The sequence below is a fragment of the Vibrio sp. nBUS_14 genome, assembly GCF_051201655.1.
Taxonomy (GTDB): domain Bacteria; phylum Pseudomonadota; class Gammaproteobacteria; order Enterobacterales; family Vibrionaceae; genus Vibrio.
Genome location: NZ_CP179206.1, coordinates 2,536,951 through 2,559,585, shown reverse-complemented (window position 1 = coordinate 2,559,585; position 22,635 = coordinate 2,536,951). Strand labels below are relative to the sequence as shown.

The window sequence follows — 22,635 nt, the reverse complement described above, 5'->3', positions numbered from 1 at the left end:
GACAGTGATACAATAGTCGCATGAGCGAAATTAGAACCCAAGTCCAGTTCGTCGACATTGACGAAGATATGGCTGGTCAGCGTATTGATAACTTCTTACGCAACCAATTAAAAAACATCCCGAAAAGCATGATTTATCGAATCGTGCGTAAAGGCGAGGTCCGCGTTAATAAAAAACGCATCAAGGCTGAATACAAACTAAAAGCAGGTGATTTAGTTCGTATTCCGCCAGTCACTATTGAAGAGAAAACAGAAGACAGTGTACCAAGCACGAAACTTAATAAGGTTTCGGAATTGGAACAGTGCATCATCTATGAAGATGACCACATGCTGATTTTGAATAAGCCATCAGGTACTGCGGTTCATGGTGGTAGTGGACTTAAGTTCGGCGCGATTGAAGCGTTAAGAGCACTTCGTCCTGATGCGCGTTTTCTTGAACTTGTGCATCGTATTGATAGAGATACGTCAGGTATTCTACTTATCGCGAAGAAACGTTCTGCGCTAAGACACCTTCAAGCACAGTTCCGCGAGAAAACCGTACAGAAGTACTATTTTGCTTTAGTGATGGGTGAGTGGAAGAACAGCTGTAAGGTTGTGAATGCTCCACTGCTGAAGAACGAAGTAAATAGCATTGTTCGTGTTAACCCAAACGGCAAAGCTTCAGAGACGCGTTTTAAGGTTTTAGAAAAGTTCCAAGACGCAACTTTGGTTCAAGCAAGTCCAATTACGGGCCGTACGCACCAAATTCGTGTACACGCTCAATACACTGGCCACCCAATTGCTTGGGATGACCGTTACGGTGATCGTCGTTTCGATGCTTATACGGGTAAGGTAGGACTGAATCGTTTGTTCTTACATGCAGCCAATATCAAGTTTACCCATCCGGGTAGCGAAGAGAAGATGGATATTTCGGCGCCAATGGAAGCGAGACTTGAAAAAGCACTAACCGGATTACGTAAGATCTAAGAAGATATGAGATACGAAAGGAAAACCCTTTCAGGATTGAGTATTACCTATCTGAAAATGACAAAGAAAGGTTGGCGAATATCGTCAACCTTTCTTATTTGTACCTACTGTAGAAGATCCCCAACTTGCCCATTCCTCGCTCTTGAGGATGACGGCTTCTAAGGTTTGAGTAATAAAGTCACGATGTGAAGTCGTCTAGTTATAACAAGTTCACGTGTACTCAAGTGAGCAGTCAGTCTGTTGGTATAAAAATCACTCTATCTCTTGAGGCTGAATGACTTAAGTAAAAAAGCCTATCTTGACGAATTCGGAATTTCTAACTTACTAAATTTGGTAGTGATTACCGTCATTCCCTAGACTGACGAAGGAAGGAGTAGGGAATCTCTGTAAGTGTGATAAGCGCTAGTTAAAGCACACTCATCCCTTGAGCACCTAGCATATCGACCAAGTCGATCAGTGGCAGACCAATCAGTGTATTCGGATCTTTACCTTCCATTTGCTTAAATAACGCAATACCTAACCCTTCACACATAAAACTGCCGGCGCAGTAATAAGGCTGTTCTTTCTCAACATAGGAAACGATCTGTTGTTCTGTTAAATCGCGGAAATGTACGACAAAGGTATCTAAGCGAGTGTCGGCTTGATTGGTTTCGCTGTTCCATACGGTTATCCCTGTATAGAAAGTGATGCTCTTACCGCTCTGGCGAGATAACTGCTCAATCGCTTTTTCACGAGTATGCGGTTTACCAATGGTTTCCCCGTCAATGACGCATACTTGATCAGAGCCGATCACTAAGCTTGGTTTTTCAACCGCACAAGACTTGGCTTTTGTCTCGGCAAGACGCTTTACCAATTGTTGAGGTGTCTCGCTTGAAAGAGGGGTTTCATCGCAGTATGGCTTGGCTGTAATGAAGCTTAACTGTAGTTTTTTGAGGATCTCTTGCCTAAATGGTGAGGTAGAGGCTAAAACTAGTTGGTAATTTCTCATTTTAATTTACAATTCACTGAAGCATTTATCTCAGGATAACGTAACTTGTCCTGCTAGTCATAATGCTCTGAATAGGAAAGGCAGGAAAGTACATTTTTTTTGCCATTTCCTTTGACTAAACATGATTTGGAAGATAAGATTCGCGCCCTATGCAAAAGGAAAAAATACCGCGTACAGTAGATCCGGCACGAACGGCTCAAAAACGACTTGGTATGGATGGTATCATCCAAGTCAGTCTTTTGAAGCGTTTAACCGAAATAACTGAAGGCGTAAAACGTGACGCGCAAGTCTCAATGTCATTTGGGCTTGATGAACAACGATTAGTCGTTATCTCTGGTAAAGCTAACGTCGAAGTCGATTTAGAGTGTCAACGTTGTAATGAGGTTTTCGCACATGAGTGCGATGTCCAATTTACTTATACTCCTGTTTACAGCGAGAAAAGTGAAGAGGAAGCACCGGAAGAGTACGATTTGGTAGATCTGAACGAGTACGGTGAGTTAGACCTGATTCAATTAGTTGAAGACGAGTTCATCCTTGGATTGCCACAAATAGCAATGCACGACGATGCGAAATGTAGCGTTAACTCAAATAACTTGGTGTTTGGTGAACTTCCTGAAGAAATTGAGGAAGATAAAAAGCCGAATCCATTTGATGTTTTAAAAAACTTAAAGAAGTAACTTATTAACAAGTAACTATTTTTAAGAATTTACATAGGAGTAGGGTCAATGGCCGTACAAAAGAGCAAGAAATCACGTTCAATGCGTGGCATGCGTCGTTCACACGATGCGCTAACTACAGCTGCACTTTCTGTAGACGCAACTTCAGGTGAAACTCACCTACGTCACAACGTGACTGCCGAAGGTTTCTACCGCGGCAAAAAGGTTATCAACAAGTAAGGTTGACCTTTGCAAAATCTAACCGTTGCGCTTGATGCAATGGGCGGGGACTTCGGTCCTCGTGTAACAGTGCCTGCCGCCGTGCAGGCACTGTCGTATTTCCCAGAGCTAAAAGTCATTCTCATAGGTGATCGAAACGCGATCACATCTCAATTATCTTCATTAGGTCAAATGCCTGATTCTCGTTTGAGTATCCAGCATTGTGATCGAGTTATTTCCAATTCTGAAAAACCTTCACTAGCCTTACGTAATAGTCAGGGTAGCTCTATGCGTGCCGCTATTGATCTTGTTGCCGAATCACACGCTGATGCTTGTGTTAGTGGTGGTAACACTGGCGCACTGATGGCGTTATCTCGTTTCAGACTCAAACTTCTTCCTGGTATTGATAGGCCTGCATTGGTTTCAGCTTTGCCTACTGCTTCTGGCAACCGTACATGGATGCTTGATTTAGGAGCGAACGTTTCTAGTGACGCAGATTCACTGTTTCAGTTTGCTGTAATGGGCAGTGCATTAGCAGAACAACATTTAGGTCGCGCTCCACGTGTGGCTATCTTGAATATCGGTGCAGAAGAAATCAAAGGCAATGACCTTGTGAAACGATGCGCCGAAATGTTGTCTAATACTCAGTCTGTGAACTTCATAGGTTATATTGAAGGTAATCAATTACTTCAAGATGCTGCTGATGTCGTCGTATGTGATGGTTTTGTGGGCAATGTCTGCTTAAAAACGTGCGAAGGTACGGCTCAGCTCTTTATTGATAAACTAAAAACGCGCATGATGGCTTCAACAATAAAGGGTTGGATCGCCAGAATGTTGTTTTCTGAGCTATTTACTGAATTAAAAACCTTGAACCCCGACCAGTATAACGGCGCAAGTTTGTTAGGATTACGCGGCATTGTCATTAAAAGTCATGGAAGTGCTGATGTGTCTGCAGTCGTCAACGCGATTGGTGAAGCAGTACACGAGGTCAAACGACAAGTCCCCAGCCGCATTAGCGATCGTTTGGAAGCGGTTTTACTCGAGAGGCATTATTAGTCTTCATGTATAGCAAAATTTTAGGTACTGGCAGCTACTTGCCATCTCAGGTGCGTACTAACGCAGACTTAGAGAAAATGGTAGAGACTAGCGATGAGTGGATCGTTGCTAGAACAGGTATTAAAGAGCGTCGTATTTCAGCGGAAAACGAAACCGTTGCGGATATGGCGTTTTACGCTGCTGAGAATGCCATTGAAATGGCGGGTATCGACAAAGAAGATATCGACTTAATCATTGTTGCAACAACCAGCAGTAGCCATACATTCCCATCTTCTGCATGTCAGGTACAAGGTAAGCTTGGTATCAAAGGCTGTCCTGCGTTTGATTTAGCTGCGGCGTGTTCTGGCTTTGTCTATGCACTGTCTGTTGCTGATCAACATATCAAAACGGGCATGTGTAAAAACGTTTTGGTAATCGGTGCGGATGCACTGTCAAAAACCTGTGATCCGACTGACCGCTCTACTATCATCTTATTTGGTGATGCTGCAGGCGCGGTGGTTGTAGGTGCAAGCGAAGAGCCAGGTATTTTGTCTACTCACATTTACTCTGATGGTAAATATGGTGAGCTTCTAAGCCTAGAAGTTCCAGAGCGTGGCGGTGATGCAGACAAATGGCTGCACATGGCGGGCAACGAAGTATTCAAAGTGGCGGTAACCCAGCTTTCTAAGCTCGTTAAAGACACATTAGCGGCGAATAACATGGATAAGTCAGAGCTTGATTGGTTAGTTCCACACCAAGCCAACTACCGTATTATTTCAGCAACCGCTAAAAAGCTGACAATGTCACTTGATCAAGTGGTGATTACCCTTGATAAGCACGGCAATACGTCGGCAGCTACCGTACCGACAGCATTCGATGAGGCTGTTCGTGATGGGCGAATTAAACGTGGTCAAACGCTTCTTCTCGAAGCCTTTGGCGGCGGCTTCACTTGGGGTTCTGCGTTAGTTAAATTCTAACCTCAAGCGATAATCAATAAACAAGGCACATAACTTATGTGCCTTGTTCAATTTTTTGCTTTGCTTAAAGGAAAATTACAATGAGCAAGTTTGCTATCGTATTCCCAGGCCAAGGCTCTCAAGCTATCGGTATGCTTGCTGACCTAGGCGAACAGTATGATGTTGTTAAAAATACATTTGCTGAAGCTTCAGAAGCACTTGGTTACGATCTATGGGCATTGGTTCAAGATGGTCCAGTAGAAAATCTAAATGAAACTTTCCGTACTCAACCAGCTCTACTAACAGCGTCTGTTGCAATCTGGCGTGTATGGCAAGAGCTTGGTCTGGAGCAACCTGCAAACTTAGCAGGCCACAGCCTAGGCGAATACTCTGCACTAGTGTGTGCGGGTGTTATCGACTTGAAAGAAGCGATCAAGCTAGTTGAGCTACGTGGTCAACTGATGCAAGAAGCGGTTCCTGCGGGCGTGGGTGCAATGTACGCAATCATCGGTCTAGATGATGAAGCGATTGCTAAAGCGTGTGAAGAAGCGGCACAAGGAGAAGTTGTTTCTCCAGTTAACTTCAATTCACCTGGCCAAGTTGTTATCGCGGGTAACAAAGCGGCAGTAGAGCGTGCTGGTGCACTATGTAAAGAAGCAGGCGCTAAACGTGCTCTTCCGTTACCAGTATCTGTACCGTCTCACTGTGCTCTTATGAAGCCTGCAGCAGACAAGCTAGCGGTCGCTCTAGAAGCTCTAAAGTTCAACGCACCAGCACTGCCTGTTATCAATAACGTCGATGTTATTGCTGAAACAGATCCTGCAAAAATCAAAAGCGCACTTGTTCGTCAGCTATACAGCCCAGTTCGTTGGACTGAAGGTGTACAAGCGATGAACGAGCAAGGCGTTGAAAAGCTACTAGAATTAGGTCCAGGTAAGGTTCTTACTGGTCTAACGAAACGTATTGTTAAAACTATGACAGCTGCTGCAGTTAATGATACTGCATCACTAGACGCTGCTAAGTAAATAACCAATTAATAGAGAAGTTATGATGAATTTAGAAGGCAAAGTTGCACTAGTTACAGGCGCAAGTCGTGGCATCGGTCGTGCAATCGCTGAACTTTTAGTTGAGCGTGGTGCTAAAGTTATCGGTACTGCTACGTCTGAAGGCGGCGCTGCTGCAATCAGTGAGTATCTTGGCGAGAACGGTAAAGGTCTTGCTCTTAACGTAACTGATGTTGACTCAATTACTGCTACACTGAAGACCATCAACGATGAATTTGGTGCGATCGACATTCTAGTTAACAACGCAGGTATCACTCGTGATAACCTACTTATGCGTATGAAAGACGACGAATGGAATGACATCATCGATACTAACTTAACGCCTATCTTCCGCATGTCTAAAGCTGTATTGCGTGGTATGATGAAGAAGCGTCAAGGTCGTATTGTAAACGTTGGTTCTGTAGTCGGTACTATGGGTAACGCTGGTCAAGCTAACTACGCAGCTGCAAAAGCTGGCGTGATTGGTTTTACTAAATCAATGGCTCGTGAAGTTGCATCTCGTGGCGTTACAGTGAACACTGTTGCTCCAGGTTTCATCGAAACTGATATGACTAAAGCGCTAAATGATGACCAACGTGCAGCAACTTTGGCGAATGTACCAGCAGGTCGACTAGGTGACCCTCGCGAAATCGCTGAAGCTGTGGTATTTTTGGCGTCACCTGCGGCAGCTTATATCACAGGCGAAACACTTCACGTCAATGGCGGTATGTACATGGTGTAAATTATGTGCAACATTTGTGCATGATTTAAGTCAAGATCATACGTAATTTCGGTTAAAATCGTGAAAATTGTGGTTTGACCAGAAAAGTTGACCTTGCAACTTTCAATAGATTGAATAAACTACGGAAAACATCGCATAAAGCGAACTCTGTAAAGGAAAAGAAAAAATGAGCAACCTCGAAGAACGCGTAAAGAAAATCATTGTTGAACAGCTAGGTGTAGACGAAGCTGAAGTTAAAAACGAAGCTTCTTTCGTTGATGACCTAGGTGCAGATTCTCTAGACACAGTTGAGCTAGTAATGGCTCTAGAAGAAGAATTCGACACTGAAATCCCAGATGACGAAGCTGAGAAAATTACTACTGTTCAAGCTGCTATCGATTACGTAACTAGCGCTCAGTAATAATCTCTCCCAGGCGGTCACCTTGACCGCCTGTGTTTTATCTAACTCATCTATCCTCATCTTAAATCACCTCAATCTCCGGAGTGTAATATCGTGTCCAAGCGTCGTGTAGTTGTCACTGGCATGGGTATGTTGTCGCCGGTAGGCAACACTGTAGAATCTTCTTGGAAAGCCCTGCTAGCTGGTCAAAGTGGTATCGTTAATATCGATCATTTTGATGCAACCAATTTCTCAACTCGTTTTGCAGGTCTAGTTAAAGACTTTAACTGCGAAGAGTATATGACTAAAAAAGATGCTCGTAAGATGGACTTGTTCATCCAGTACGGCGTCGCAGCAGGTATTCAAGCTTTAGATGATTCAGCCCTAACTATTACTGAAGAAAACGCCCCTCGTGTTGGCGTTGCCATCGGTTCTGGTATTGGTGGTCTTGGTTTGATCGAAGCAGGTCACCAAGCTCTAACAGAAAAAGGCCCTCGTAAAATCAGTCCGTTTTTCGTTCCGTCGACTATCGTGAATATGATTGCAGGTCACATGTCTATCATGCGTGGTCTGCGCGGTCCAAACATCGCTATCTCTACGGCATGTACGACTGGCCTACATAACATTGGTCACGCGGCTCGTATGATTGCATACGGCGATGCTGACGCAATGCTAGCGGGTGGTGCAGAAAAAGCATCGACACCACTAGGTATGGGCGGTTTTGGTGCGGCTAAAGCACTGTCTACTCGTAACGATGAGCCTCAAAAAGCTTCTCGTCCATGGGATAAAGGTCGTGACGGCTTCGTTCTTGGTGACGGTGCAGGCATGATGGTTCTTGAAGAGTACGAACATGCGAAAGCTCGTGGCGCTAAGATTTATTGTGAGCTAGTTGGCTTCGGTATGTCTGGTGACGCTTACCATATGACATCTCCAAGTGAAGATGGCTCTGGTGGCGCGCTAGCGATGGAAGCGGCTATGCGTGATGCTGGCGTGACTGGTGAACAAATCGGTTATGTTAACGCACACGGTACATCGACTCCTGCGGGTGATGTAGCTGAAGTGAAGGGGATTAAACGTGCTCTTGGCGAAGCAGGCTGTAAGCAAGTATTGGTTTCTTCTACGAAATCAATGACTGGCCACCTTCTAGGTGCTGCTGGTTCTGCTGAAGCGATCATCACAGCGATGTCTTTGGTTGACCAGATTGTCCCACCGACAATCAACCTAGATGATCCTGAAGAAGGCTTAGATATTGACTTAGTACCTCACACCGCACGTAAAGTTAGCGGCATGGAATATGCTGCATGTAACTCATTCGGTTTTGGTGGTACAAACGGATGTTTGATCTTTAAAAAGATTTAATCATCTTATTAAAGACATAAACACTCGTAGATAGTCACAATTAGACTTGTTTTTAAACGGCTTGATGCTTTAGCATTGAGCCGTTTCTTTTTATGGAGAAAAACATGTTCTGGGTTGATGGAGAAAGCCAACAAACTATCGATATCTTGGATCGCTCCTTTCAATACGGAGACGGCTGTTTTACGACTATGCTTGTCTCAAATGGTGAGATTCAGCATTTTCACGACCATCAGCATCGTGTCGATGAATGTCTAAAAGCGTTACGTATTTCTGCATTAGATTGGAATGTGGTTAACGCGTGGCTCGATAGTGCGCTTCAACATACCCAAGATAATGATCTTCATGGGGCAAAGAGCCTTGATGGTTCAACGAACCTTCAAGGTAGAAACGATCTTCATAATGAAAAATCAGGGATCAAGCTGCACGTTAGCCGTGGGGCAGGCGGTCGTGGCTACAGTACCAAGAATATCGCCAAACCAACGATAACTATTAGTACATTTGATTATCCAAGTCATTATTCAGCGTGGCAAGATACTGGTATCGAACTCGGCATCTGCCAACAAGCATTAGGTTTGAGCTCACTGTTGGCCGGTCATAAGCACAATAATCGCCTCGAGCAAATCTTGATGAAAGATGAAATGGATCAGGCTGATGAAGCTGATGGTGTGGTTCTTGATATCTCGGGCAATGTGATTGAAACCACCATGGCCAATTTGTTTTGGCGAAAAGGGAAGACGATTCACACTCCTCAACTGACACAAAGTGGCGTTGCTGGGGTTATGCGTAAGCAAGTGTTAACCGCGCTGAATCAAGCTGAACTTTCCGTTATTATTAGTGACTACTGCTTATCTCAACTCATGCAAGCTGATGAAATTTTCATGACCAACTCCATTTTAGGGGTTGCCCCCGTTACCCGTATTAGTGATACCCAATTCAATATTGGAACCGTTACTCGTAGCCTTCAAGGACAACTAAACCCGTGATCAAAAAGTTATTTATTTTTATTATCTTGTGCGTAATTGCAGCTGTTGCAGCTGGGTTCTACGTTTACAACCAAGCGCAAGATAACCTGAAACAAGTTATTCAATTAGAAAAACCACAGGTTGTTACTGTTGCTTCAGGCAGCAGCTTTAACCGCGTTCTCGCTCAGCTAATTAGTGACGGCCTGTTTGAAGCGTCTCCTTACGAGAAACTGATTCGCAAGCTACACCCTGAGTTGGTTGACGTAAAAGCAGGCACATTCCTGCTTGAGCCGGGTTTGACCCTTGAGCAAGCGCTACAAGTGCTGGTCGAAGGGAAAGAGCACCAATTCACGATTACTTTCGTAGAAGGCAGTCGTTTTGATGAGTGGCTTGTTCAGCTAAAAGATAACGAATTCATTCAACAGACGTTGGACGGTGTGACTGAAACAGAGATCGCTGAAAAATTGGGTATTGAAAATGAAAAGCTTGAAGGTCTTTTCTTAGCGGAAACGTATCACTACACCTATGGCACAACGGATTTAGAGCTGCTGAAACGCGCCCACCGAGATCTAATGAACGTGGTGAATGATGAGTGGGAAAATAGAGCCGATAAACTGCCTCTTAAATCGCCATATGAAGCGCTAATTCTTGCGTCTATCATCGAGAAAGAGACGGCAGTTGCTTCTGAGCGTGAGCGTGTGTCTTCTGTGTTCGTTAACCGCTTGAACAAGCGTATGCGTCTGCAAACTGACCCAACGGTTATCTATGGTATGGGCGATAGCTACGAAGGCAATATTCGTAAGAAAGATCTACGCACACCAACTCCGTACAACACCTATACAATGAGTGGTTTACCACCGACGCCGATTTCAATGACGGGTAAAGCGTCTATCAACGCGGCTCTGAATCCAGAGAAGAGCAACTACCTGTATTTTGTTGCGAGTGGAATGGGCGGTCACGTATTTTCAAAGAGTTTGACTGAGCATAACCGTGCAGTACGAGCTTACTTAAAGCAATTAAGAAAAAATAAATAAAGAAAGAATTATGAATCAGTCGAAATTTATCGTGGTTGAAGGCCTTGAAGGTTCTGGTAAAAGTACAGCAATCAATGCCATCGTTGAGACATTGAAAACAGCTGGTGTCGCGGACATCGTTAATACTCGCGAACCCGGTGGTACCGTGCTTGCCGAGAAGATGCGCTCATTGGTCAAAGAAGAACACGAAGGCGAGAGGCTTCAAGACATGACCGAATTGTTGCTGATGTACGCAGCGCGTGTTCAATTAGTAGAAAACGTCATCAAGCCTGCACTTGACAGTGGTAAATGGGTATTGGGCGATCGTCATGATATGTCATCTCAAGCCTATCAAGGTGGTGGTCGTCAGATCGCACGCACTACGATGGAATCACTCAAAGAAACCACGCTAGGCGGTTTTAAGCCAGATCTGACCCTATACTTGGATCTTGACCCTAGAGTAGGGCTTGAACGCGCTAGAGGCCGCGGTGAGCTCGATAGAATCGAAAGGATGGATATCTCATTCTTCGATCGTACGCGTGAACGTTACCTTGAGATTGCAGCACAAGACGAAACCGTTCTTGTGGTTAATGCACAGCAAGAGATTGAGCAAGTGGCTGCTGATATTAAAGTCGCGCTAGGTGCTTGGCTCGATAAACAGTAGGTAGTCATGGCTGAAGTGTATTCTTGGCTCACACCGGTATGGAGTGAGTGGAAAAAAAGTCTCGATGCAGAACATTTTCCTAACTCTGTGATTGTTAATGCACCGGAAGGGCTCGGCGTTAATGCGCTAATTAGCCAACTTACCGATGCATTGATGTGTACTAATTACGAAAGCGAGTCGTGTGGATTTTGCCACAGTTGTGAATTGATGAAGTCGGGGAGTCATCCTGACTTCCATGTGATTGAACCTGAGAAAGAAGGTAAATCGATTACCGTTGACCAAGTACGTGCGAGTAACCGCTGGGCTCAACAATCGTCTCAGTTAGGTGGCCTGCGTGTCATCTTGCTGAATCCGGCTGAAGCGATGAACGAATCGGCGTCTAATGCGCTGTTGAAAACGCTGGAAGAACCTGCGAGTAACTGTATTTTCATTCTTTCGACGCGTAACAGTAATCGCTTAATGCCGACTATTCTTAGCCGTTGTCAGCAATTTAATGTTGTGTGTCCACAATTGGATGCGGGCTCGGCATGGCTAGATGGGGAAGTAGGTAAAGCGGTTCCGCAGTATATTCTAGCGCTCAATGACAACGCGCCTTTGAAAGCGAAAGCCATGTTTGAGCAAGGTGGTGTTGAGGCTTCTAGCAAAGCGTTAGATGGCTTCGTGGATGTTATCAAAGGTGTCCAACCAGACATGCTGAAGTTCTCTACAGAGCTGAGTAAGGAGCCTCTGGTTCAACTAGGTTGGCTATGGCATTTACTGTCTGACGTGCAAAAGCTGCATTTTGGTTTAGCGAGTAAGGCGATCACTCCGAGTGCCAAAGTACTCTCTGAGGTGATGTCTTACCAAAGTGCCTATACAGTATCGAATAAACTGCTGATACTAATTGAGCAGTTGAAGCAACACCCTGGGCTCAATACGGAGCTACTCATAATGAATTGGCTGATTGCCACTTGCGAGGAAACATGTTCGTAGATTCCCATTGTCATTTAGACAAACTGGATTACCAAGATTTACACACAAGCGTAGAAGATGTGGTTAATAAAGCGAAAGCAGCAAACGTTGACCAACTGCTTTCTGTTGGCGTTACGCTGGATTCATTTGAAAATATGCTCGAGATGATCTCGCCGTTTGATAACGTTAAGGTATCGTGTGGCGTACATCCTCTTGATGTAGAGAGCGACTTTTGTTTAGACAGAATGCGTGAGTATGCGAGCAATCCAAAGGTTGCGGCGATAGGTGAGACAGGCTTAGATTATCACTACCAGCCAGAGACGGCTGAACTACAACAGCTCAGGTTCAAGCAGCACGTTGAGTTGGCTGTTGAGCTTAATAAACCTTTGATCATCCACACGCGTAACGCGCGTGAAGATACGTTAGCTATTTTACGCGATGGTGGAGCAGAGAAGTGCGGTGGTGTGATTCATTGCTTTACTGAAGATCAAGCGTTCGCCGAAGCGGCAATGGAATTAGGTTTTTATATATCGATCTCAGGTATTGTGACCTTTAAACAAGCCACAGAACTTAAAGATGTTGTGAAAAACCTACCGCTAGATAGGTTACTGATCGAGACGGATTCGCCATACTTGGCTCCGATTCCATATCGAGGTAAACAGAATCAGCCTGCATATGTTGTCGAAGTGGCGGCTTATATCGCGCAGCTGAAAGGGCTGTCAATGAAAGAGGTTGCTGAACAAACAACCAAAAATTACCGAAAACTTTTTTTTCGATAAAAAATTAACTAAACAAATAAAAGGGAGCGAAAGCTCCCTTTTTGTGTTTTTGATCACCAAAAGTACGTTTTTTTTAATGTTTACTAATTATGTTGAACTTGAGAGCACTATTTACATCATTTGTAATTTTGTTACTAAAAATAACATTCTCTCCTATTTTATTTACCTAGTAAAATAATAGAGCTATTGAAAAATATTTTTTATTTTCAGTAACTTAGTGCATTGTAAAGCATTGCATTTCTTGATTTGACATGTGATCCAAGACGTGTTTTGAAACTAAATTTCGTAAGTGACTAGAAAGTTAGTTCGCCATCAATATATATTTAGCGTCAGAAAATATAATGCAATACATGGTTACATTTTCACTGGGTGCTAACATTATAGGCTACGGGGGTGTGCCGTTAGGACCCATATGATTATTTTATCTTTATCAGGAGCATAAACATGTTTAAGAATCTTTTTGCCAACTTGCAAAAAGTCGGTAAGGCTCTGATGCTACCAGTATCAGTTCTTCCGGTTGCGGGTATTTTGCTTGGTGTCGGTGCGGCAAACTTTAGTTTCCTTCCTGAAGTGGTTTCTCACTTAATAGAACAAGCTGGCGGTTCAGTATTCGGTCAAATGGCTCTGCTATTTGCTGTAGGTACAGCACTTGGTTTTACAAACAATGATGGTGTTGCTGGTCTAGCAGCTGTTGTTGGCTACGGCATAATGGTTGCTACACTTAAAGTTATGGCAACAGTAATGGGCGTTGATGGTATCGAGACTGGTGTTCTTGGAGGTATCCTTTCTGGTGGTGTTGCTGGTTGGGCTTTCAACAAGTTCTATCGTATTCAACTTCCAGAATATTTAGGCTTCTTTGCTGGTAAGCGTGCAGTGCCAATCGTTACTGGTTTTGTATCCATCGCATTAGGTTTAGTTCTTTCTGTAGTTTGGCCTCCAATCGGTGGTGCAATTGCGGCGTTCTCTGATTGGGCTGCAAACCAAAATCCAGTAATGGCATTTGGTATTTACGGTGTTGTTGAGCGTTCTCTGATTCCTTTTGGTCTTCACCACATCTGGAACGTACCATTCTTCTACGAAGCGGGTTCTTGTGTGAACAACGCTGGTGAACAAGTAAATGGTATTATGACTTGTTTCCTTACTGCTGATGATGCATCTCGCGCAGCGGGCAATGGCTTCGGTCAGTTAGCGGGTGGTTACTTATTCAAAATGTTCGGTCTTCCTGCTGCTGCAATAGCAATTGCGCACTCAGCTAAGCCTGAAAACCGCGCTAAAGTAATGGGCATCATGGCTTCTGCTGCGTTGACTTCATTCCTAACGGGTATCACTGAACCAATCGAATTTTCATTCCTATTTGTTGCTCCAGTTCTTTATGCTATCCACGCTGTACTTGCCGGTGTTGCATACATGCTAACTAACGCATTAGGTATTGTTCATGGTCACACATTCTCGAACGGTTTCATTGACTTTGTTGTTCAATCTCCACGCGCAGAGAATATGCTTCTTCTTGTCGGTCTTGGTCTTGTTTACGCGGTTGTTTACTACATTGTATTCCGCGCTGTGATTAAAGCTCTTGACCTTAAAACTCCAGGTCGCGAAGACGAGTCAGAAAACGAAATCGTTGCTACTGGTACAGAGCTTGCTGGTGAATTAGTTGCTGCATTCGGTGGCAAAGCGAACATCACTGGTCTTGACGCTTGTATTACTCGTCTACGTGTAGCAGTTGCTGATACAGAAACTGTTGACCAAGACAAACTAAAGAAACTAGGCGCTGCAGGTGTTGTTGTAGTTGCTGGTGGCGTACAAGCTATCTTCGGTACTAAGTCTGACAACCTTAAGACAGACATGGATGAGTGGATCCGTAACAACGGTTAATTTACTGATTCAATAAATTGAAAGGAGGCCTAAAGGCCTCCTTTTTTTTCTGCTCAACGGAATTCCTTGCTATTTTTATTCCTTTCCACTCAATCAGTTATCGAACAACTTGATGTTATGATGCTCAATTGTCCGCTTTGGGTACTTCCTATCTTAACTTTATGATGACAACATCCGTTGTGATTTAAGTAATCTACCGTTTTTTAAAACAGTCTGAGAATACTATGAAACATCGTTATCTAATTGGCCTTATGTACTGCAGCGGAGCCTCATTAGCTCATGCCTCTGAAGCTCCAAACCTAGAAGTTGGCTTGGCCGTCGACCAAGATCTAAGTGTTGTTGTTGAGTTTGATCAGAAGTATCGCGCCACAGTCGGTAATGATGGTGCAGCATTTGATTATATTTTTAAGCGCGGTCAGTTTGAAACTGAAGCGCCTTTAAGTTGGTATGTTGGTGCAGGTGCTTGGGCTGAATGGAATGATGATTTTGGTCTGCGTGTGCCGTTAGGCGTGAAAGTGAATTTCTATGAAGGTTGGAATGCTTACGCACAAGTTCATCCTGAACTCGATATGTATAAAGGTGTTGAGTTGCAATTGAGTGGCGCGTTGGGTGTCACTTACAAGTTCTAGGCGATGAGACAAAAAATGCCAGCTTAGTAGCTGGCATTTTGGATTGATTTAAATGAGGTTAATTCTGTTTGTCCATTGCACGCTTTATGCAAATAGCTGCACCACCCCAAGTGATACCAAGGCCAAGAACCATCATAATAATTGCGCTGGTTGTCATGATTATGCTTCCTTCTTACTTGTCATATTTATGATAATGCCAATCGCTAGTAATCCTGCGATCATTGCCCAACCAAGAGTCAGGTCGTAGCCACCGTAACCGTCTGTAAATAGTGCACTTAGCTTCGTTGCAAGAATGATTGCAAGCATAACCGGAGTAACGAAGCGTAGGCATACGTTGAACCATATGCCAATAGAAAAATCTGAAATATCATTTACATACGCACGTACATCGCTAACTTTGTTTAGTAGCCATGCCATTAGAAGGATTTCAATGAATCCGCCTACCATGATGCCGACGTTGTTAGCAAAGTGATCGACCAGGTCTAGTAGTAGTAAACCGCCGTTAGTTGCAAATGCCATAGATACCACAACACCAACGCCAATAACAAGACTTGCTGCTTTTTTACGGTTCCAGTTCAGTTTGTCCATAATTGAAGATGTTACCGCTTCCATAATTGAGATGTGAGAGCTTAAACCAGCCACAACAAGTGCAAAGAAAAATAGTGGACCCAGAATATACGGTGCTGGAAGTAAATTAATCGCAGCAGGCAGTGTAACAAACGCAAGGCCAACGCCTGCTGATACTAATTCCGTTAATGGTTTACCTTGCTCTTGAGCCATGTAGCCAAGAACTGAGAAAATCATGATACCCGCAAGAATTGAGAAACCACAGTTAATAAGAACCGTCATAAACGCGTTGTTCGTGATATCTGATTTTTCAGGCAAATAGCTAGAGTAAGCCAGCATGATTGCAAAACCGATACTTAGCGTGAAGAAGATTTGCCCGTAGGCAGCGGCCCATACTTTTACGTCCCAGATTTTGCTGAAGTCAGGTTCAAACATGTAGTTCACACCATCGAGAGCTCCCGGTAGGAAAACCATACGTCCAATAAGTAAAATCACCATTATGAACAATACTGGCATCATTACTTTAGACGCACGTTCGATACCTGCTTTAACCCCACCAACGATAGCGGCATAAGTGATTGCCCAAGCAAGTAACATTGCACCCGCGATGCCCCATTGGATGCTACCTAGGTTCGTCGGTGAGTTATCACCTAGAGCTAGGTATTCATTGAAGAAGAATGCGTTAGTGTCTGTTCCCCAGCTTTGATTGAATGACATACCGAAGTATGAAATTGCCCAACCGATAACTGCAACATAGTAGACCGCAATAACAGCTGCTACACCTACCTGGAACCACCCAAGCCATTCAAATTTTGAGTTGATGCGCGATAAGGTGGCGGGTGCAGAACCACGATATTTTTGACCCATACTGAACTCTAGGATCATAAATGGGATACCAGCCGTAAGCATGGCAAATAGGTATGGAATGAAGAAAGCGCCGCCGCCATTTTCATAAGCCATATATGGAAAACGCCAAATGTTCCCTAAACCAATAGCAGAACCTACTGCGGCGAGGATAAATCCTGCTCGGGATCCCCACTGTTCTCGCTTCATATTTAACTCCTTATACAACTTCACTGAGGTATGAAGCTTCTCGTCACGCTGTGCTTGGGAAGGAAATGATAGCTAAAACAGGCAAACGGTTTGACTGTTTACTTTATCTTCCGTTATTAAGCAAAAAATTAGACTATTATATTGATAACGATCGGAGAACTCAGCGGATAATTCTTAATTGTTTGATGTGTGTTTGCATAACCTGAAATATTCAGCTGATGCGTGATTGTGAGCCTACCTAGTTAGAATGGTTAAAGCAATAGATTAGATATGTTTAATAACTGTAGAGTTATGGTTTTTAAGATGTTAAATAGTGGTTATTTCAGAGGTATGAATTGGTTTATTGGTTATTTGCTGGTTTATGTGTCTTTATTTTTTTACTTTGTTGGGTCATATGACTTTATTTTCAAATGGAGTGTATGACTGAAATTCATACATTCTGCAGTTTAAATCTTCAATTATTCAGGTTTCTATTGGTATGAGGTGATCCTCGATACATTAGAAAGTAAAACTCAATCCAACATTGGCTTGGAATTGGTTCATCCAGTCAGTATCAAAGCGGATGATGCAGTCTTGCCCATTGCTCGGTACGTTACAAACACCAGAGGTGTCGTTGTCGACCACAGTACCTAGCCAACGTAGTTGTGTATTTAACGCTAAGCGGTCACTGACTTTGTACTCTAAGCCACCAAAGATAGAAGTTGATAACCCATATTTATCTTTCGCCCAACCTACATCAACGTAAGAAGCACCAAGACCTAACCCTAGATATCCTGACAGCGCAGAGGAAGCAGGGTAGTAGATACTGCTTTGAAAGTGCAGGTATTGAATTGAGGAGCTTAGATTGAGCGTTTCTAACTCAGAGCTCTGGTTGGAATAGAAAAAGCCGATACGACCTTTCTCAAGTGGAGTTTCAATGGCGAAGGTGTAGTTTTCTGAACCTTCCATGTCATAAGTATTACCATCCTGATCTTCGACGCTTCCACCACCGGTATAACCAATCATCGGAGTGATAATAATTTCCGGTGCTGCATACAAGTTTGCAGCGGAAGTTAGCGCAACAAGCGCAATCATATTTGCTTTGTTATTCATGAGTATATCCTTATCCATACACTTACTAATTGTGATGGTTACATCAATATTGTGCGACTAATTTCGACGATTCTTGAAGATACTTCACACACCTGATAGAACTTATATAGAGACTCAAAAAGTTAATAATAAGCCAGAGGTGTCTATGGACCATAATCTGAAAAATGCTCTACAAATAACAGCGATCATCTATACCATCATTCTTTCATTTGGTTTTATTGCGATTGGTAGCTAATACCATCTATTGCGAGGCTGAGTTTTTATACTCAGGTAATCATGAATAGTGGGATTATAACCAATATTGATACAGCAATAGACTTGGATTACTACGCTAAGTTTATTGCTGGAAAAACAGCTTTGGTCGCTCAAGGTGGCGGACAGAGATGTATTTTTACGGCTGGTGTACTGGACGCATTTCTTCTTTCTAATTTTGACCCTTTCGACGAATTCTTTGGCACCTCAGCGGGTGCGCTTAATTTGTGTGCCTATCTGTGCCGTGATAAAGGGCTAGGTCGTTCTTTCGTTCTTGATTTGACGACGGTTCCAGAATTCTTCAATCTTTTCTCTTATATACGAAAGCGACAGAACTTAGGTTTAGAGTGGGCCTTAGAACAGATCATGGCTTACCCATACAAGCTTGATCTTGATTTGGGACGACAAACCTTAGGTGATCGCCATTTCTCTGCGGCAGTAACGGATTCTAAAAATTTACGAGACCATTATTTTCCTCTGATGGGAGAAGACTGGTACAAAGTGATGATTGCGACCTGTGCCATCCCTCGTCTGTACAATGATGAAATCTTCATTGGTGACCGTGCTTATGTTGACGGTGGCGTGTCTGCGTCTATTCCTGTGCAAGAAGCATGGCGTAGGCAAGCTCGATCGATAGTCGTGATACGTACTGAGCCTGTATTGGAAGAGGTAGCCGAGCTATCCAAGGAGATTCAAGGTAAACATGCCTTAATGAAAGCACCTAAGCCTATATCTGCTGAGGAGTTGGAATGGTTTCGTGAGTCGTTTGATAGTGTGCAAGATCATTGGCAACAAAAAGTTGAACAATGGAAAACCGATTGGACGTCATTCTTTCAGCAGCAAATTCTCCGTTCAAAGGAGCAAAAGATCGATAGAGGGCATCTTGATCTGCTCAATGGTGGACGATGGCTATTTGGTGCTGATGATATTTATCGTTTAAGTCATTTGATTGGCGATAAGTTTGATTCTGGCTTAGCTGACATGTTGATGGTTCATTATCAGACCTATTCATTAACTCAGAACTTTTTGAACTCTCCACCGGACGATGCGTTTGTTGTTCAAATTGCACCCAGCAAACCGCTTAAGTCGAGCTCTTTGATGAGCGATAAAGAAGATTTGCTGCACGATTACGACTTAGGGTTAGAGGCGGGTTACCGATTTGTAGAAACTTATACTTCAACGGAAAACGCTCGTAGCTCACATATGCCACAGTTGGTGAGTAGCATTGCTGAGAAGTAATACTCGAGGTTCATAAGTTAGTACGTCAAACCGCTAAGCATGTTCTGAAGTGAAAAAGGGTTATTGAACTTAGTTCAATAACCCTTTTTTGATCTTGGTAGGGTCGCTCATCAACGAACTGACCTAATCAAATACAACCATGTTAAGTGACCGGCAAGATTCTCATACAGTTGGTTGACCCTGCCACATCCATAATGTCGCCTTGAGTGACGATCACTAGGTCGCCAAACTTAAGGTGTCCTTTCTCCTTAAGGCGAGTAAGCGTAGATAGTGCAATGTCAAAGCTGTCTTCGGCTTTTGTCTCGAAGTAGATAGGGGTAACTCCTCGATATAAGGTACAGCGGTTCAGTGTCCCTTCATTACGAGATAGAGCGTAGATAGGCATGTCAGCACTTAATCGAGACATCATAAGAGCAGTGCGCCCTGATTCGGTGAGAGTGACAACGCCTTTAATGCCTTCCATATGGTTCGCGGAATAGATGGTCGCCATAGAAACGGTTTCTTCTGCGGTAACGAAGGTGCGATCAATACGGTAATTAGATTGGTTATTAATGCCCGCCATTTTCTCTGCGCCAATACAGACTTCTGCCATCGATTTTACGGTTTCAACCGGGTAATCACCGGCAGCGGTTTCACCTGAAAGCATTACCGCATCTGTTCCATCAAGTACCGCATTGGCAACGTCCATCACTTCGGCACGGGTTGGCATTGGTGCTGAGATCATTGATTCCATCATCTGAGTTGCGGTGATGACGGTTCTGTTAAGCGCTCTAGCACGGCGTATAAGCTGTTTTTGTACTCCGACTAATTCAGGGTCGCCAATTTCCACTCCGAGGTCACCACGGGCCACCATGACGACATCTGAGGCCATTATGATATCATCCATGTTCTCAACGGTGGCAACGGTCTCCGCTCGCTCGACTTTAGCGACAAGGTGAGCTTCTAATCCTGCTTCTTGTGCTAATTGACGAGCATAGTGCATGTCTGCACCGTTGCGTGGGAAAGATACGGCCAAATAGTCGACTTGGATTTGAGCTGCGGTGATGATGTCTCGCTTGTCTTTGTCAGTGAGTGCTTCTGCAGACAGTCCACCGCCTTTTTTGTTGATGCCTTTGTTATTCGACAGTGGGCCACCAATGGTGACTTCAGTATGAACGCGACAGCCTTCGACTTCGGTGATTTTCAGTTGAACTCGACCATCATCAAGTAATAGAACATCGCCAGCTGACACATCGTTTGGTAATTCTTTGTAATCGAGGCCCACGGCTTCTTGATTGCCCTCACCTAAACCTAGGCTACTGTCGAGCGTGAACTTGTCGCCCACTGCGAGTTGGATTTTACCGTATTTAAAAGTAGATACACGAATCTTGGGACCTTGTAAGTCGCCGAGGATTGCGATTTGGGTACCAAACTTTTTCGCTATTGCGCGGACTTTTTCAGCGCGTTGAATATGGTCATCGCTGCTGCCGTGAGAGAAGTTCATACGGACGATATTGGCGCCGGCTTTGATGATCTCTTCAAGGACGTTACCTTTATCTGTTGATGGCCCTAAAGTGGTGACGATTTTTGTTTTTCTTAATTCTGATGTCATGAATGCTCCGAAGGTGAGACCTAGAAAATCTTGTACAAGACAGAATTAAGTATATGCATTAATTGATAATTTATTGGGAGCTAGGAAGGTATTTCTGTATTTGCTGTTATTTATTGAATTTAAGACTCAAACACGATGTTTTTTTATGAAAATTAAGTCTCAAATTACCGATGCGGGTGTTAATTTTTCTTAAACTATTTGACTAGAAACACAAAGATTCATGTATATACGTGATGCTGGTCACGGCGATATACCAAGTCACTTCACAATTACTTCGCAAAGTAAAAAAATTAACCCGTTTATGATTTCTGGAGCGTAAAATGTACATGGCTCAACCGGGCCATATTGATCATATCAAACAGGTCAATGCTGGTCGTGTATATAAACTAATTGACCTTAAAGGTCCTATTTCTCGTATCGAACTGTCCAAGCAAAGTGAGTTGGCTCCGGCGAGTATTACTAAAATTACCCGCGAACTTATTGAAGCCCACCTTATCCATGAGACGACGGTTCAAGAAGCCACGACTCGTGGACGTCCTGCTGTGGGTTTGCAAACCAATAATGAAGGTTGGCAGTTTCTGTCGATGCGTCTTGGTCGTGGGTATCTCACGATCGCGCTTCATGAACTAGGTGGCGATGTGCTTATCGATACTAAAATTGATATTCACGAGCGTGACCAAGAGGATGTGCTTGCTCGTCTTCTGCATGAGATTGATGAGTTTTTCCAAACCTACGCGGAACAACTCGACAGGGTCACCAGCATTGCCGTTACTTTGCCGGGTCTCGTGAATTCTGAGCAAGGTATTGTGCTGCAGATGCCGCACTACAACGTTAAAAATTTAGCGTTGGGCCCTGAGATCTACAAAGAAACGGGTCTACCGGTCTTTATTGCCAATGATACTCGAGCTTGGGCATTAGCCGAGAAGCTGTTTGGTCACTCACAAGATAACGATAATTCAGTTCTTATCTCGATTCACCATGGTGTCGGTGCCGGGATAATCCTAGATGGCCGAGTTCTACAAGGTCGTCACGGTAACATCGGTGAATTGGGTCATATTCAGATTGAGAGAGAGGGCAAGCTTTGTCATTGTGGTAACCGAGGCTGTTTAGAAACGGTGGCGAGCTCGCAGGCTATCCGTGAGCAAGTCAAAGAGCGATTAGCCAATGGTGAAGAATCAACACTTACTGTGTTTGAGGATGTCACGATTGAACAAATCTGCGCTGCCGCGGCGGCGGGAGATCCTCTAGCGGTAGAAGTAATTGAACAATTAGGCCGTTACCTAGGCTCTGCGATTGCGATTGTGATTAACCTATTCAACCCTGAGAAAATCTTGGTGGGTGGTGTTATCAATCAAGCTAAAAGCGTGTTGTACCCCGCGATTCAAAAGTGTATCGAAGAGCAGAGTTTATCGGTTTACCATCAAGATTTAGAGCTGGTGGAATCTCGATTCTATAAGCAAGCAACCATGCCAGGTGCTGCGCTTGTTAAACAAGCCTTGTACGATGGTCAATTATTGATGAAAGTCATTGAAGGTTAAGCCTCTTTTACTCTTCTTATAGCCTTGCCGAACTCTTATTATCTCCTTAAACTATGTATAACGTCATTTGTTGTACTTAGTTTAAGCA

The 22,635-nt window shown here is 43.7% G+C and carries 24 protein-coding genes; 19 read left to right on the top strand and 5 right to left on the bottom strand.

What is annotated here, in order from left to right:
* The first annotated feature begins 20 nt into the window (after positions 1-20).
* Positions 21-965 carry a 23S rRNA pseudouridine(955/2504/2580) synthase RluC gene (gene rluC / locus ACMAZD_RS12035; RefSeq protein WP_435247399.1) on the top strand — a complete coding sequence of 315 codons (945 nt, stop codon included), beginning with the start codon at positions 21-23 and terminating at the stop codon, positions 963-965.
* Positions 966-1,371: 406 nt separating this feature from the next.
* Here the strand turns inward: rluC and ACMAZD_RS12030 are convergent, their stop codons facing one another.
* Positions 1,372-1,953: a Maf family protein gene (locus ACMAZD_RS12030; protein WP_435247398.1), complete on the bottom strand. Its 582-nt coding sequence runs from the start codon at positions 1,951-1,953 to the stop codon at positions 1,372-1,374.
* 149 nt (positions 1,954-2,102) lie between these two features.
* Between ACMAZD_RS12030 and yceD the strand changes: the two genes are divergently transcribed.
* From yceD to ACMAZD_RS11955, 15 genes are all read left to right on the top strand, one after another.
* Positions 2,103-2,630 (top strand): 23S rRNA accumulation protein YceD, encoded by a 528-nt coding sequence (gene yceD / locus ACMAZD_RS12025; protein WP_435247397.1) that lies wholly within the window; start codon positions 2,103-2,105, stop codon positions 2,628-2,630.
* Between the two features lie 48 nt (positions 2,631-2,678).
* On the top strand, positions 2,679-2,849 hold the full coding sequence (rpmF, locus tag ACMAZD_RS12020; protein WP_004737376.1) for a 50S ribosomal protein L32: 171 nt from the start codon (positions 2,679-2,681) through the stop codon (positions 2,847-2,849).
* Positions 2,850-2,858: 9 nt separating this feature from the next.
* Positions 2,859-3,884: a phosphate acyltransferase PlsX gene (gene plsX / locus ACMAZD_RS12015; RefSeq protein WP_435247396.1), complete on the top strand. Its 1,026-nt coding sequence runs from the start codon at positions 2,859-2,861 to the stop codon at positions 3,882-3,884.
* A 5-nt stretch (positions 3,885-3,889) separates the two neighbouring features.
* A complete protein-coding gene (locus tag ACMAZD_RS12010) occupies positions 3,890-4,840 on the top strand; it encodes a beta-ketoacyl-ACP synthase III (protein WP_372336116.1) in 951 nt (316 codons plus the stop codon).
* An 80-nt stretch (positions 4,841-4,920) separates the two neighbouring features.
* On the top strand, positions 4,921-5,844 hold the full coding sequence (gene fabD / locus ACMAZD_RS12005; RefSeq protein ID WP_435247395.1) for an ACP S-malonyltransferase: 924 nt from the start codon (positions 4,921-4,923) through the stop codon (positions 5,842-5,844).
* A gap of 25 nt (positions 5,845-5,869) precedes the next feature.
* On the top strand, positions 5,870-6,604 hold the full coding sequence (fabG, locus tag ACMAZD_RS12000; RefSeq protein ID WP_029223568.1) for a 3-oxoacyl-ACP reductase FabG: 735 nt from the start codon (positions 5,870-5,872) through the stop codon (positions 6,602-6,604).
* A 166-nt stretch (positions 6,605-6,770) separates the two neighbouring features.
* Positions 6,771-7,004 carry an acyl carrier protein gene (gene acpP, locus ACMAZD_RS11995; RefSeq protein ID WP_012603569.1) on the top strand — a complete coding sequence of 78 codons (234 nt, stop codon included), beginning with the start codon at positions 6,771-6,773 and terminating at the stop codon, positions 7,002-7,004.
* Positions 7,005-7,097: 93 nt separating this feature from the next.
* On the top strand, positions 7,098-8,342 hold the full coding sequence (fabF, locus tag ACMAZD_RS11990) for a beta-ketoacyl-ACP synthase II (protein WP_017107282.1): 1,245 nt from the start codon (positions 7,098-7,100) through the stop codon (positions 8,340-8,342).
* A gap of 104 nt (positions 8,343-8,446) precedes the next feature.
* On the top strand, positions 8,447-9,325 hold the full coding sequence (gene pabC / locus ACMAZD_RS11985) for an aminodeoxychorismate lyase (protein WP_435247394.1): 879 nt from the start codon (positions 8,447-8,449) through the stop codon (positions 9,323-9,325).
* Positions 9,322-10,338, top strand: coding sequence for an endolytic transglycosylase MltG (gene mltG / locus ACMAZD_RS11980; protein ID WP_435247393.1), 1,017 nt, complete (start codon positions 9,322-9,324; stop codon positions 10,336-10,338). Before pabC ends, mltG begins: the two co-directional genes overlap by 4 nt.
* Before the next feature lie 10 nt (positions 10,339-10,348).
* Entirely contained in the window at positions 10,349-10,981 is a 633-nt protein-coding gene (gene tmk / locus ACMAZD_RS11975) for a dTMP kinase (protein WP_435247392.1), read from the top strand.
* Between the two features lie 6 nt (positions 10,982-10,987).
* Positions 10,988-11,953: a DNA polymerase III subunit delta' gene (locus ACMAZD_RS11970; protein ID WP_435247391.1), complete on the top strand. Its 966-nt coding sequence runs from the start codon at positions 10,988-10,990 to the stop codon at positions 11,951-11,953.
* A complete protein-coding gene (locus ACMAZD_RS11965; protein ID WP_435247390.1) occupies positions 11,944-12,711 on the top strand; it encodes a TatD family hydrolase in 768 nt (255 codons plus the stop codon). Before ACMAZD_RS11970 ends, ACMAZD_RS11965 begins: the two co-directional genes overlap by 10 nt.
* 444 nt (positions 12,712-13,155) lie before the next feature.
* Positions 13,156-14,586, top strand: a complete 1,431-nt coding sequence (gene ptsG / locus ACMAZD_RS11960) for a PTS glucose transporter subunit IIBC (RefSeq protein ID WP_435247389.1) — start codon at positions 13,156-13,158, stop codon at positions 14,584-14,586.
* Positions 14,587-14,810: 224 nt separating this feature from the next.
* Positions 14,811-15,215: a hypothetical protein gene (locus ACMAZD_RS11955; RefSeq protein ID WP_435247388.1), complete on the top strand. Its 405-nt coding sequence runs from the start codon at positions 14,811-14,813 to the stop codon at positions 15,213-15,215.
* A gap of 58 nt (positions 15,216-15,273) precedes the next feature.
* Here the strand turns inward: ACMAZD_RS11955 and ACMAZD_RS11950 are convergent, their stop codons facing one another.
* From ACMAZD_RS11950 to ACMAZD_RS11940, 3 genes are all read right to left on the bottom strand, one after another.
* Positions 15,274-15,372, bottom strand: coding sequence for a methionine/alanine import family NSS transporter small subunit (locus ACMAZD_RS11950; RefSeq protein ID WP_435247387.1), 99 nt, complete (start codon positions 15,370-15,372; stop codon positions 15,274-15,276).
* A 2-nt stretch (positions 15,373-15,374) separates the two neighbouring features.
* Entirely contained in the window at positions 15,375-16,835 is a 1,461-nt protein-coding gene (locus ACMAZD_RS11945) for a sodium-dependent transporter (protein ID WP_435247386.1), read from the bottom strand.
* Positions 16,836-17,333: 498 nt separating this feature from the next.
* On the bottom strand, positions 17,334-17,927 hold the full coding sequence (locus ACMAZD_RS11940) for a porin family protein (protein ID WP_435247385.1): 594 nt from the start codon (positions 17,925-17,927) through the stop codon (positions 17,334-17,336).
* 145 nt (positions 17,928-18,072) lie between these two features.
* Between ACMAZD_RS11940 and ACMAZD_RS11935 the strand changes: the two genes are divergently transcribed.
* Together ACMAZD_RS11935 and ACMAZD_RS11930 are read left to right on the top strand one after the other, a co-directional pair.
* The gene (locus ACMAZD_RS11935; protein ID WP_114633799.1) at positions 18,073-18,162 is read left to right on the top strand and encodes a YnhF family membrane protein; all 90 of its coding nucleotides are present in this window, start codon (positions 18,073-18,075) and stop codon (positions 18,160-18,162) included.
* Positions 18,163-18,203: 41 nt separating this feature from the next.
* A complete protein-coding gene (locus ACMAZD_RS11930; protein WP_435247384.1) occupies positions 18,204-19,418 on the top strand; it encodes a patatin-like phospholipase family protein in 1,215 nt (404 codons plus the stop codon).
* A 142-nt stretch (positions 19,419-19,560) separates the two neighbouring features.
* Here the strand turns inward: ACMAZD_RS11930 and pyk are convergent, their stop codons facing one another.
* Positions 19,561-21,009 carry a pyruvate kinase gene (pyk, locus tag ACMAZD_RS11925; protein WP_435247383.1) on the bottom strand — a complete coding sequence of 483 codons (1,449 nt, stop codon included), beginning with the start codon at positions 21,007-21,009 and terminating at the stop codon, positions 19,561-19,563.
* Between the two features lie 320 nt (positions 21,010-21,329).
* Between pyk and mlc the strand changes: the two genes are divergently transcribed.
* Positions 21,330-22,547: a sugar metabolism global transcriptional regulator Mlc gene (gene mlc, locus ACMAZD_RS11920; protein WP_435247382.1), complete on the top strand. Its 1,218-nt coding sequence runs from the start codon at positions 21,330-21,332 to the stop codon at positions 22,545-22,547.
* Positions 22,548-22,635: the final 88 nt, after the last annotated feature.